The following is a 12,227-nucleotide window of genomic DNA, read 5'->3' on the forward strand; positions in this document are numbered from 1 at the left end:
CACGCACCGGCCGCTGTTGCTGCGTCGAGACCCGGCATCGGAGCCGGGCCAGCGGCGACCCGCGGGATGCCGCTGCGACGCTGGCAATGGCCACGCTTTATGGCAGCCCAGCCCGTAGAACACCTGATCAATGCACTTGGAGCGGCCAAAGCGGCAGCCCGATGGGGCGGGCCGCCGCTGACCCGGCGGGCTGCGCCCTTGTTCCGGGCCCGGCAGGATGCGAGCGTGTCGAATAGGACTTTGCCGCGCGGTGGTGCCGCCCAATCGGATCCGGCCCAGGCGAGCCGCCAGCCTCAGCTCAGCGCCACACCCCTGCGGCCTGCGAGGTCGGTAAAGAACTGCCAGGCCACCCGGCCGGACCGACCGCCGCGGGTCGCCTGCCATTCGACCGCCTCGGCGCGCAGCTCCGCGCTGTCCATCTCCAGACCATAGGCCGCGCAATAGCCGCCGATCATCGTCAGGTATTCGTCCTGGGTACAGGGATGGAACCCCAGCCAGAGACCAAAGCGGTCCGACAGCGAAACCTTTTCCTCGGTCGCCTCCGACGGGCTGATCGCCGACGACCGTTCGTTCTCGATCATGTCGCGCGGCATCAGGTGGCGGCGGTTCGAGGTGGCGTAGAACACCACATTGTCGGGCCGGCCCTCGATGCCGCCGTCCAGCACCGCCTTGAGCGACTTGTAGTGCTGGTCGTCATGGCTGAACGACAGGTCGTCGCAGAACAGCACAAAGCGCTCCTTGCGGCCGCGCAGGAGCCCCAGCAACCGCCCCACCGACGGCAGGTCCTCGCGTTGCAGCTCGACGATCTTGAGCCCCTCGCCCTGGCGCAGAACCTCGGCGTGCACCGCCTTGACCAGCGAGGATTTCCCCATGCCCCGCGCGCCCCAGAGCAGCGCATTGTTGGCCGGCAGGCCGCGCGCGAACTGCAAGGTATTAGCCAGCAGGGTGTCCCGCGCCCGGTCGACACCGATCAAAAGCGCGATGTCCACCCGGCTGACCTCTGGCACCGGTTGCAGCCGATCCGGCTCCACATGCCAGAGAAAGGCCTCGGCGGCGGTGAAATCAGGCGCGTCCAGAGGTGCGGGCGCCATCCGCTCCAGCGCGGCGGCGATACGTTTCAAAGCTTTACTCATTAACTCTTGTCCGGTTTCCCAAGATCATCTTCGTCCTCGTCGAATTCCGACATCAGCGGATCATCGGCAAGGTCTTCGTTCTCTTCTTCATCCTCGAACCACAGGCCCTGTGCGCGCAGATCGGCCTCGCGCTTGCGGTCGACCCGGCGCACCAGGAAGATCGACACTTCGTAGAGCCCGTACACCACCACGAAAAGGATCACCTGGGTGATCACATCGGGCGGTGTCACCAGCGCCGCCAGCACCAGGATGCCGACAACCGCATATTTACGCACCGCGCCCAGACCCTCGGCATTGACCAGCCCGGCCTTGCCCATCAGCGTCAGCAGGACCGGGAGTTGAAAGCAGAGGCCGAAAGCGACGATGAACTTGATCGTCAGGTTCAGGTACTCCTGCGCCGAGCCCTGGAAGACCACCGACAGCCCCTGCTCGATCTCTTCGCCGACCACCGCCTCGCCTTCGGCGCCGAACTGCTGAAAGCCGAGGAAGAAGTCATAGGCCAGCGGCGTCACCACGTAGAAGGCAAAGGCGGCGCCGAGGAAGAACATGAAGGGCGAGGCGATCAGGAACGGCAGGAAGGCGCCTTTTTCCGACTTGTAGAGCCCCGGCGCAACAAAGCGCCACAACTGGTTGGCAATAAAGGGAAACCCCAGGATGAAGCCCCCTAGGAACGAGACCTTGATCGCCACGAAGAAACCTTCCTGCGGCGAAATGAAGATCAGGTCGCAATCCTGCCCGCGCTCGGCCAGAACCTGGCAGAGCGGATCGGTCAGGAAGTTGAAGATCGGCGTGGCCACGGTGAAACAGATCACCATGCCGATCAGGAAATAGACCACGCAGCGGATCAGCCGCGTGCGCAGTTCCGCCAGATGCTCGATCAGCGGGGCCGAGCTGTCTTCGATCTCGTCGCTATGGCTCATCAAAGGTCTTTCGTGTCCTTGGCCGGCTGGTCGGCCGCCGCTTCCGCTGCCTCGGCGGCCTTGATTGCCTCATCCGCCTCGCGCCGCTTGCGTTCCGCCGCGGCCCGGGCGGTGGCGGCCTGGATCTTTCTGGCCTGTGCGTCGCGCTTGGCGCTTTCGGCGTCGTCGGGCTTGGGCGCGCTGGACGTATTGTCGCCCTTGGAGCCGCCGGTCTTCTTGCCGTTTTCCAGATCGCCCAGCGGATCGGCCACCTGCCGCGCCGCATCCTTGACCCCGTCCATCGCCGATTTCATCGGGTTGGTCGCGGTGTGGATGGTCTTCTTGATGTCGCTCACCCCGGCTTCGTCGGCGGCCTCGTTCATGGCGCGGCTGAATTCGCGCGCCATGCCGCGGGCGCGGCCCACGAACTCTCCCGCGCGGCGGAACAGCACGGGCAGGTCCTTAGGGCCGACGACGATCAGCGCCACCACCCCGATGACCAGAAGCTCGGTCCAGCCAAGGTCGAACATCTGCGGTTAAACCTTGTCTTTTTCGTCGTTCGGGGTGACGTCCTTGGCGCTGTCGCCGGTCTTGTCATCGAGTTCGTCACTCTCTTCGCTGCCGTCCTTCACGCCTTTCTTGAACGCGGTGATGCCTTTGCCCACCTCGCCCATCAGCGACGAAATCTTGCCGCGCCCGAAAAGCACCAGCACCACGACGGCAATCAGAAGAAGGCCGGGAAGGCCGATATTGTTCAGCATGGGTTCTGTCTCCACATCTCGCGCCCGCGCCAGCCGCGCGGCCTCTCGCTGCCTTGCATAAAGCCTTCGCCCCCGCCCTGAAAGTGGCAAAACACCCTATTCCGGGGCGCGGGGCGTGGCAATTTCGGGCGCATTTTGACATAGGATTGTCAAGTGACAGATTATTGTCAGTAATGGGCAAAAACTGGGGGCGAATCACGCGATGAAACGGGCCGACCGGCTGTACCGGCTGATGGAGCGTCTGAAGGATGGCTCGCTGCACCGCGCCGAGGATCTGGCGCGCGAACTCGGGGTCTCGGTGCGCACGATCTACCGCGACATGGACACGCTGATCGAAAGCGGCGTGCCGGTGATCGGCGAGCGGGGCCTGGGCTATTCGGCGCAGGCGGCGATCACCCTGCCTCCGATCAACCTCACCGATGCCGAGCTCGAGGCGCTTCATCTGGGGCTGGCGGTTGTCGCGCGCTCCGGCGGGGACGGGATGGAAGAGGCCGCCCGCGCGCTGATGGCCAAGATCGACGCGCTGCTGCCCGAGGATCACGCCGCACCGACGCAATTTGCCTTTGCCGCCTACCCCTTCGAGGCGGCGGCGCGCGGCTTTCGCCACATGCCGGCCTTTCGCGCGGCGATCCGCGCCCGGCAGAAGCTGCGGATCACGCTGAGCGACGGCACGCGGCACGACCTGCGGCCGCTGGAGCTGCGCTATTGGGGGAGGATCTGGGCCTGCGTCGGATGGAGCGAAAGCGCAGGTGATTTCACCAGTTTCCGCATTGACCAGATCGAGGCGCTGGCGCCCCTGCCCGGCCTCTTTGTCGAGGAGCCAGGCAAGAGGCTACAGGATTATCAAGCGCGTCCGGGCCGTTAGGGCTTGCGACGCGGCGGCTGGTTGCCGCCCTTGCGAGGGCCTGCGGATTTACCCGGCGGGGTGAAGCGCTTGGAGGTGTCCGAGGCATTGGCGCGCGGCTTGGCCGGCTTACCCGGCCCTTTGCCGCCGGGAACACGGCCCGCCAAGGCCTTGCCCGGCGCCGGTTTGCCGGCCGGTTTTCCGGCCGGTTTGCCGCCGGGTTTGCCACCCGGCTTGAACGGTTTTCCCGACTTGTCGCCACGGTGTTTCGGCGCCTTGTCGAAATCGCGCGGCTTGTCGTCACGGCGCGGCGCATCCGCCGATTTGCCGCGTTTCTTCGCCGGGGCATGGGTTTCGGGATCGGCGGGTTTGTAGGGTTTCGGCGCCGGGCGCGGCTTCGGTGCCTCGTCCCGCGTCGCGCGCGGCGCATCGAAGTCGCGCTTTGGGCGCGGCCCGTCGAAATCGCGTTTCGGGCGCGGTTTGCCCGGCCCGCGGTCATCGCGTGGCGGGCGCGGACCTTGCGGCGGCGCCTCGGCCGGACGCACGGTGATATTCTCGTCGAGCACGTTGCCCGCGCCGAGATTGGTCAGGAAGCCGGGTGCCACGGCTTCGGTCAGTTCGACGAAGGTCTCGTTCTGCTGCACCCGGATGGCGCCGATCGCGTCCTTGTCGAGCCCGCCGGCGCGGCAGAGCAGCGGCAGAATCCAGCGCGCCTCGGCCCGGTCATCGCGGCCCACCGAGAGCGCGACCCAGGTGCTGGGACCGAAGGGCTTGCGCTCCTTGCGCTCGGGGCGGGTGTTGGGATCGGAAAGGTCTTCGGGCGCGGAATAGCGCGACCGCGCCAGCCGCAGATAGGCGGCGGCGATCACCTCGGGACTGTGCAGTTCCAGCAGGCGGCCGGCGAAATCGGCCTCGTCGGGCTTGATCTCCTCGGCCCAGGTCGGATCGGCCAGAAGCCGCTCTTCGTCGCGGCGCAGGATCTCGTCGGCGCCAGGGGCCTCGGTCCATTCGGCGGTGACCTTGGCCATCTTGAGCAGACGCTCGGCCTTCTTCGTCACCTTCGGCGGCACGATCAGCGCCGAGACGCCCTTGCGCCCGGCGCGGCCGGTGCGGCCCGAGCGGTGCAGCAGGTTTTCGTAGTTCGACGGCAGCTCGGCATGCACCACCAGTTCGAGATTGGGCAGGTCGATGCCGCGCGCCGCCACGTCGGTGGCGACGCAGACCCGGGCCCGCCCGTCCCGCATCGCCTGGAGCGCATGGGTGCGCTCGCTCTGGCTCAGCTCGCCCGACAGGCAGACCACGGAAAAGCCGCGGTTGGCAAAGCGCGCGGTCAGCCGGTTCACCGTGGCGCGGGTATTGGCAAAGACGATGGCGTTCTGGGCGTCGTGATAGCGCAGCACGTTGATGATGGCGTTTTCCGCATCCTGCGGCGCCACCCGCAGCGCCTGATAGGCGATATCGGCGTGCTGGCCCTTTTCCGCCAGGGTGGTGACGCGCACGGCGTCGCGCTGGTAATTCTGCGCCAGCTTGACGATCATCGGCGGCACCGTGGCCGAGAACAGCAACGTGCGGCGCTCTTCCGGCGCCTCGCCCAGCATGAATTCGAGATCCTCGCGGAAGCCGAGGTCGAGCATCTCGTCGGCCTCGTCCAGAACCACCGCGCGCAGGTCGCCCATCTCGAGCGAGCCGCGCTGGATGTGGTCGCGCAGCCGGCCCGGGGTGCCGACGACGATATGCGCGCCGCGCTCCAGCGTGCGGCGTTCGTCGCGCATGTCCATGCCGCCGACACAGGTTGCCATCCGCACACCGGCCTTTTCATACAGCCAGGTCAGCTCGCGGCTGACCTGAAAGGCCAATTCGCGGGTCGGCGCGATGATCAGCGCCAACGGCGCCGCGGCGGGACCAAAGCGGCCCGTCTCGTCCAGCAGCGTCGGACCGATGGCGAGGCCGAAGCCCACCGTCTTGCCCGAGCCGGTCTGGGCCGAAACGAGAAGGTCGGAACTGGCCAGCTCCGGGTCGGTGACTGCCGTCTGCACCGGGGTCAACGTGTCATAGCCACGCTCGGCAAGCGCATCGGACAGGGTCTGGATCATGTGGAAAACCGTTCTGAGTGGCGGGCGGCATGGTGCCAGCCCATCTGCCCCGAAGGACAGGTTGCGAAGCCGCCCGCCTAGCGCAAAGCGCGGCGGATGTACATGGTCAATTGCCCCTGGCGCGATCTGTCGCAGCGGGGGTCAGCCGACGCGGGGAAAGACGAAACAGCGGTCGCGGCGGATCGTGAGCCAGAGCGGCGTGCCTTTCTTGGGCAGAAAGACATTGGGCACCGTGGCGCGCAGGCTGGTGTCGTCGTGGTCCATGCGGAACTCGACAAGGCTTTCCTTGCCCATGAAGCGGGCGCGTTCCACCACGCCGCGCGCCGCCACGCCCCGTTCGGCGGTGGGATGCGGGCCCTGGCCCGCGCGATCAAAGTCGATGCCGACGTGCTGCGGCCGAAAGACGATCTCGACCTGGGCGCCGTCCGGCAGGCCGGGCGCCAGGAAATCGCCGAACGGCGTATCCACCAAAGCTCCGTGAACTTCGCTCTCGATCACGTTGACATCGCTAAAGAAAGCCACCGCTGCCTTGTCCTTGGGCGCGCGGTAGATATTGTAGGGCGCGCCCTGCTGCACGATCCTGCCGTCGCGCATCAGCGCGATCTCGTCGGCCATGCGCATCGCCTCTTCCGGCTCATGGGTGACCAGCAGGACGGCAGTATCCTCTTCCTTGAGCACCGCCAGGGTTTCGTCGCGGATGCCGTCGCGCAACCGGTTGTCGAGGCCGGAAAACGGCTCGTCCATCAGCATGATCTTGGGCTGCGGGGCCAGCGCGCGGGCCAGCGCCACGCGCTGCTGTTCGCCGCCCGAAAGCTCATGCGGATAGCTGTCGATGAACCGCTCCAGACCGACCTTGGCCAGCATCTCTTCGGCCCGTGCGCGCGCCACCGCGCCGCGCTCGGTCAGGCCGAAAGACACGTTGCGCCCCACCGTCAGATGCGGAAACAGCGCGAAATCCTGAAACATCAGCCCGATCGAGCGGCGTTCGGGCGGCACCCGGAACAGGGTGTCGCAGATCAGCTCGCCGTCGACATAGATCTCGCCCGCGTCCTGCATGTCGACCCCGGCGATCATCCGCAGTGTCGTCGATTTTCCGCAGCCCGACGGCCCGAGCAGGCAGGTCACCTGCCCCGGCTGGATCGAGAGCGAAACATCGTCGACCACCCGGCGCCCCTCGAAATTGCGGACGAGGTTGCGGATTTCCAGGCGCGGCGGAGGGAGGGTCTGCTTGGTCTCGGGCGGCAAGGGGGCCTCTCGCGTTTCCCGATCAAAACAATCGGCTTCGGCGTGAGATAACAACCCCGGCCCCGCCCTGCAAGGTCAGTCCAGCAAGGTGAATTCGGCCTCGGCCACCAGACGGCCATTGACCTGAAGCCCGAGCCGCTGCCCCCCGGGAAAGAGCCGGAAGGTGGTGGCATCCCATTTCAGCCGGTGCCGCTTGCGCAGGGTCAGCGGCGCGCCGGCGGAAAGCGCGGCCTGTTTCAGCTTGAACACCTTGGGCGCGAGCCGGCCATCGGCCTTGCGAAACGAGATCACGTAATCGACCAGCACCGGCACGTCCTCGGGCGCGGTCAGCGAGACGTCGAACTCCAGCGGATCGCCCCGGGCAATCCGCTGGGCCGCCAGCGACAACTGCGCCGTGACCGGCGCATCGGCGCGGTAGCCCAGCAGCTCCAGCGCGCCGGGATGGCCCTGCTTGATCAGCGTGCGCAGGGCATGGCGGGTGATCCAGGTCAGCTCTTTCGGGGTTTGCCGGGCCTCGGCCCGCCAGGCGGCAAGCCGCGCGATCACCACCTCGGGCGCGAGTTTGGCGATGTCGTTCATGTGGTTGGCCACCGAGCGGGTGACATAGCGCGCGGGATCAGCGTGCAGCCTGTCCAGCAGCGGCAGCGGCGCCAGCGGATCGAGCGTGATCGCCCGCGCCCAGGGCAGCCGGGCGCGCGTGCCTTCGCTGACCAGGCGGCGCACATGATAATTGTCGTCCTCCGCCCAGAGCGCGAGCTGCGCCATGGTCTCTTCCGGCCAGCGGTTGAGAAAGGGGCGGATGTAGAACTCCATCGAGAACCGCTGCGTCGCCGCGTAAAGCAGATCAAGCGCGCGGTCGCGGTGATCCTCGAGCCCGTGGCGCACTGCCAGGATGCCGGGAACCGCGTGGATGAAGCGGCCGAAATCGTCATCGCGCAACGCCGGGTCGAGCGGTGGCGGCATGGCGGCGGTGAGCTGATCGGCCATGGTGGGAAAATCGCCGGCGAGCTGCGCCTCGATCCCGTCAGCCAAGGCCTCGAGCCGATGCAGCAGCCCCAGCTCGGGCAGTTGCGGCAGCACCGTCGCCAGAAACCGCTCCGCGTCAAAGCCCGGAACCCCGACGGCGAACTCCTCGGCCAATTGGCCGAGGGTCGCCGCGTTGAACAGATGATCGCGGAGCGAGAAGGCCTCGCTCATAGCGTGGCGTTGACCCCGCCACCGTCGAGCAGCAGGTTCTGGCCAACGATAAAGCCGGCATGGGTCGAGCAGAGGAAGGCGCAGGCGGCGCCGAATTCCTCGGCGGTGCCGTAGCGGCCTGCCGGAATGGTCTTGCAGCGCTGCGCCTTGGCCTCGTCGGTCGAGATGCCCTGTTGCTTGGAAACGCCCTCGTCCAGCGCCTTGGCGCGGTCGGTGGCGTGGATGCCCGGCAGCAGGTTGTTGATCGTCACGCCGCTGCCCGCCACCTGCCGCGAGGTGCCGGCGACAAAACCGGTCAGCCCGGCCCGGGCCGAATTCGACAGCCCCAGCACCGGGATCGGCGCCTTGACCGATTGCGAGGTGATGTTGACGACGCGGCCCCAGCCGCGATCCATCATGCCCGGCACCAGCGCCTGGATCATCGCGATCGGCGCCAGCATGTTGCCGTCGAGCGCCTTGATGAAATCCTCGCGGTCCCAGTCCTGCCACATGCCCGGCGGCGGGCCGCCGGCATTGTTGACCAGGATGTCGGTGTCGCCCGCCGCGTCGAGCACCTTGGCCCGGCCCTCTTCGGTGGTGATGTCGGCGGCCACCGCGGTGACATCGACGCCATGCGCCGCGCGGATCGCCTCGGCGGTGTCCTCCAGCGCCTCCGCGCCCCGTGCGTTGATCACCAGATGCGCGCCCGCCTCGGCCAGCGCCATGGCGCAACCGCGCCCAAGGCCCTTTGAGGCGGCGCAAACCACTGCACGTTTGCCGGCAATGCCCAGATCCATGATATATCTCCTTGTTCTGCTTCGCTTCTGTCCCGGGTTGCCCTAGTATCCTCGATCAGGGGCCCGTGCCGGGAAATCGCCCGCCACTTTTCCCAGTGGTGCCACAATCGGCGGCCAGAGTAAGCCCCAGAACTGGATTTTTCCGCCCGAAACGGGCAATCGGAGAGTGGCATGGCACGCGGCACGACCCAGACGCTATCGGTGTATCAGGCCGGCGACCTGACGGTCGTCGACGGCGCCAATCTGGGCGACGATCTGGGATGTGCCGAGGATCTTCAGCATGACGATGTCTATCACCTGCGCGAAGGGGCCCTGCGATCCGATCTGCGGCTTCGCCAGAGCGGGCCCCGCAGCCTGCAACTGGCCGAAGGCAGCCGACTGGGCCGGGCCGGGTGCAATGTCTTTGTCGATTGCTGCATCACCTTCATGTGCAACGATGGCGACACGCTCGATCTGATCGTGCTGGTCGAGGTGGATGCCGAGGGGCTGGTTGCCGCGACCTATGGCTTGCCGCTGGGCCAGCTCCGCGCCAAGACCGATTACCGCATCATCGGCCTCGATTTCACCACGCCCGAGCGGCGCTTTGCCGAAGTCGCCTGCGTGTCCTTCACCCATGGCACGATGATCACCATGGCCAGCGGCGCCCAGAAGCCGGTCGAGGAGCTGGCCGAGGGCGACATGGTTCTGACCCGCGATGACGGCGCGCAGCCGCTGCGCTGGGTCGGCCAGTCCACCACGCGCGCCACCGGCGAAGGGGCCCCGATCCTGATCCGGGCGGGCACGCTCAACAATGCCGGCGATCTGCTGGTCAGCCCCGATCACCGGCTGTTTGTCTACCAGCGCCACGATCACATGGGCGCCGGCCGCTCCGAGGTTCTGGTCAAGGCGCGCCATCTGATCAATGGCGACAGCGTGCGCCGGATCGAAGGCGGATTTGTCGAGTATTTCCAGCTTTTGTTCGACGATCACCAGATCATCTATGCCGAGGGCATCGCCGCCGAGACGCTGCTGGTCGACACCCGCACCCGCGCCGCGCTGCCGCAGGCACTGGACGACAAGCTGCGCTCTGCTCTGCCCGCCCACGACAGCCGGCTGCGCAGCGAGTTCGAGCTGAGCGAAAACCTGGCCTGCCGGCCCGACGCCGCCGAACTTCTGCGCCGCGCCTCGACGCGATAGCCGCAGAAACCATCGCGGCCCGGACTTGATCCGGGGCGCACGCCGCTCACTTGCGCAGCGCTTCGATCAGTTCATCCTTGGTCATGTCGCTGCGGCCGTCGATCTCGAGCTCCTGCGCGCGGTCATAGAGCTCTGCCTTTGTCCAGTCCTCGTAGGGCGGCTGCTGGCCGCCTTTCTTCGAGGGGTCCTGCTTGTCGTTGGCCTGGGCATTGGCGATCCGCGCTGCCTTTTCCTTGGAATGGCCGTCGTCGCGCAGACTTTGATAGGTCTCTTCATCCTTGATGCTCGGGTTGGGCATGATCACGCTCCTTTCACTGGTACAAGTTGCCGCGAGGCCAGGGACCGGGCCGGTTGCGCCATATTGCGCCGGGACCGGCCAGGCTCTATACGCGCGCCATGCTTGACGTGACGCCAAACCGCCCTGACCTGCCCCGGGAAATAGCCCGGCGGCGCACCTTTGCCATCATTTCGCACCCCGACGCCGGCAAGACCACGCTGACGGAAAAATTCCTGCTTTACGGAGGTGCGATCCAGATGGCCGGACAGGTGCGCGCCAAAGGCGAGGCGCGGCGCACGCGCTCGGACTTCATGCAGATGGAAAAGGACCGGGGCATCTCCGTCTCGGCCTCGGCAATGTCGTTCGATTACAAGGACTTCCGCTTCAATCTCGTCGACACCCCCGGGCACTCGGATTTCTCCGAGGACACCTATCGCACGCTCACGGCGGTGGATGCGGCGGTGATGGTGATCGATGGCGCCAAAGGGGTCGAGAGCCAGACCCAGAAGCTATTCGAGGTCTGCCGGCTGCGCGACCTGCCGATCCTGACCTTCTGCAACAAGATGGACCGCGAGAGCCGCGAGACCTTCGAGATCATCGACGAGATCCAGGAAAACCTGGCGATCGACGTGACACCGGCCTCCTGGCCGATCGGCGTTGGCCGCGATTTCATCGGCTGCTACGACCTGATCAACGACCGGCTGGAACTGATGGACCGCGCCGACCGCAACAAGGTGGCGGAATCGATCGAGATCAAGGGCCTGGACGATCCGCTGCTGGCCAAACACGTGCCGGCGGAGCTGCTCGAGCCGTTTCTCGAAGAGGTCGAGATGGCGCGCGAACTGCTGCCCAAACTCGACCCGCAGGCGGTGCTCGAAGGCCATATGACACCGATCTGGTTCGGCTCTGCCATCAACTCCTTTGGCGTCAAGGAGCTGATGGAAGGCATTGGCCACTACGGGCCGGAACCGCAGCCGCAACGCGCCCAGCCGAGAGAAATTTCGCCCGAGGAAACAAAGGTTTCCGGCTTCGTCTTCAAGGTTCAGGCGAACATGGACCCCAAGCACCGCGACCGGGTGGCCTTTCTGCGCATGGCCAGCGGCCATTTCAAGCGCGGCATGAAGCTGACCCATGTGCGCACCAAGAAACCGATGGCGGTGTCGAACCCGGTGCTGTTTCTCGCCTCGGACCGCGAACTGGCCGAAGAGGCCTGGGCCGGCGACATCATCGGCATCCCCAACCACGGCCAGCTGCGCATCGGCGACACGCTGACCGAGGGCGAGGCCTTGCGCGTCTCGGGCATTCCCTCCTTCGCGCCGGAACTGTTGCAGACCTGCCGCGCCGGCGATCCGATGAAGGCCAAACACCTGGAAAAGGCGCTGATGCAGTTTGCCGAGGAAGGCGCGGCCAAGGTGTTCAAACCCTCCTTCGGCTCAGGCTTCATCGTCGGCGTCGTGGGCGCGCTGCAATTCGAGGTTCTGGCCAGCCGGATCGAGCTGGAATACGGGTTGCCGGTGCGTTTCGAGCCTTCGCAATTCACCTCGGCCCGCTGGGTCCAGGGCGACAAGGTGGCGGTGGACAAGTTCATCAATGCCAACAAGCAGCACATCGCCCATGACAACGACGGCGACATTGTCTATCTGACCCGGCTGCAATGGGATATCGACCGGATCGAGCGCGACTATCCCGACGTCAAGCTCACGTCGACCAAGGAAATGATGGTCTGAGCCCGGGCCCGGGTGTCGGCCAGGAGGCCCCGGGTCGCGCCCGGGGCGCGGATCACTTCGGGGCGCAGTCCGGGCGTCGCTTCAAGGGCGCCCGCGCGC

The 12,227-nt window shown here is 66.4% G+C and carries 12 protein-coding genes; 3 read left to right on the forward strand and 9 right to left on the reverse strand.

Translation table 11 applies throughout. The features are described 5' to 3' along the window. Nucleotides 1-293 precede the first annotated feature (293 nt). From PVW49_RS10605 to PVW49_RS10620, 4 genes are read right to left on the reverse strand one after another with little or no spacing between them, the layout of a single operon-like run. Nucleotides 294-1,133, reverse strand: a complete 840-nt coding sequence (locus tag PVW49_RS10605; protein WP_074837237.1) for an ATP-binding protein — start codon at nt 1,131-1,133, stop codon at nt 294-296. Further along, entirely contained in the window at nt 1,133-2,053 is a 921-nt protein-coding gene (gene tatC / locus PVW49_RS10610) for a twin-arginine translocase subunit TatC (protein WP_274590516.1), read from the reverse strand. The genes PVW49_RS10605 and tatC overlap by 1 nt, the downstream gene beginning before the upstream one ends. Beyond that, nucleotides 2,053-2,562, reverse strand: coding sequence for a Sec-independent protein translocase protein TatB (gene tatB, locus PVW49_RS10615; protein ID WP_048532271.1), 510 nt, complete (start codon nt 2,560-2,562; stop codon nt 2,053-2,055). The genes tatC and tatB overlap by 1 nt, the downstream gene beginning before the upstream one ends. Nucleotides 2,563-2,568: 6 nt before the next feature. Continuing rightward, nucleotides 2,569-2,793 (reverse strand): twin-arginine translocase TatA/TatE family subunit, encoded by a 225-nt coding sequence (locus PVW49_RS10620; RefSeq protein WP_048532272.1) that lies wholly within the window; start codon nt 2,791-2,793, stop codon nt 2,569-2,571. Nucleotides 2,794-2,995: 202 nt separating this feature from the next. On the opposite strand from PVW49_RS10620, the gene PVW49_RS10625 reads away from it, so the two are divergent. After that, entirely contained in the window at nt 2,996-3,658 is a 663-nt protein-coding gene (locus PVW49_RS10625; RefSeq protein WP_274590517.1) for a helix-turn-helix transcriptional regulator, read from the forward strand. On the opposite strand, the gene PVW49_RS10630 is transcribed toward PVW49_RS10625, so the two are convergent. From PVW49_RS10630 to PVW49_RS10645, 4 genes are all read right to left on the reverse strand, one after another. Then, the gene (locus PVW49_RS10630; protein WP_274590518.1) at nt 3,655-5,730 is read right to left on the reverse strand and encodes a DEAD/DEAH box helicase; all 2,076 of its coding nucleotides are present in this window, start codon (nt 5,728-5,730) and stop codon (nt 3,655-3,657) included. The two genes, PVW49_RS10625 and PVW49_RS10630, sit on opposite strands and share 4 nt — an antisense overlap. 141 nt (nt 5,731-5,871) lie before the next feature. After that, nucleotides 5,872-6,975 carry an ABC transporter ATP-binding protein gene (locus tag PVW49_RS10635; protein ID WP_048532275.1) on the reverse strand — a complete coding sequence of 368 codons (1,104 nt, stop codon included), beginning with the start codon at nt 6,973-6,975 and terminating at the stop codon, nt 5,872-5,874. A 75-nt stretch (nt 6,976-7,050) separates the two neighbouring features. Continuing rightward, nucleotides 7,051-8,172, reverse strand: a complete 1,122-nt coding sequence (locus PVW49_RS10640; protein WP_074837235.1) for a hypothetical protein — start codon at nt 8,170-8,172, stop codon at nt 7,051-7,053. After that, nucleotides 8,169-8,948: an SDR family oxidoreductase gene (locus tag PVW49_RS10645; protein WP_074837234.1), complete on the reverse strand. Its 780-nt coding sequence runs from the start codon at nt 8,946-8,948 to the stop codon at nt 8,169-8,171. Before PVW49_RS10645 ends, PVW49_RS10640 begins: the two co-directional genes overlap by 4 nt. A gap of 171 nt (nt 8,949-9,119) precedes the next feature. On the opposite strand from PVW49_RS10645, the gene PVW49_RS10650 reads away from it, so the two are divergent. Next, nucleotides 9,120-10,124, forward strand: coding sequence for a Hint domain-containing protein (locus tag PVW49_RS10650; protein ID WP_048532278.1), 1,005 nt, complete (start codon nt 9,120-9,122; stop codon nt 10,122-10,124). A gap of 46 nt (nt 10,125-10,170) precedes the next feature. Here PVW49_RS10650 and PVW49_RS10655 read toward each other — a convergent pair whose 3' ends face one another. Then, nucleotides 10,171-10,422, reverse strand: a complete 252-nt coding sequence (locus PVW49_RS10655) for a Rho termination factor N-terminal domain-containing protein (protein WP_074837233.1) — start codon at nt 10,420-10,422, stop codon at nt 10,171-10,173. 98 nt (nt 10,423-10,520) lie between these two features. Between PVW49_RS10655 and PVW49_RS10660 the strand changes: the two genes are divergently transcribed. Further along, nucleotides 10,521-12,128 (forward strand): peptide chain release factor 3, encoded by a 1,608-nt coding sequence (locus PVW49_RS10660; protein ID WP_274590543.1) that lies wholly within the window; start codon nt 10,521-10,523, stop codon nt 12,126-12,128. The last annotated feature ends 99 nt before the right edge of the window (nt 12,129-12,227 follow it).

The sequence above is a fragment of the Marinovum sp. PR37 genome (genome assembly GCF_028807375.1).
GTDB lineage: Bacteria > Pseudomonadota > Alphaproteobacteria > Rhodobacterales > Rhodobacteraceae > Marinovum > Marinovum algicola.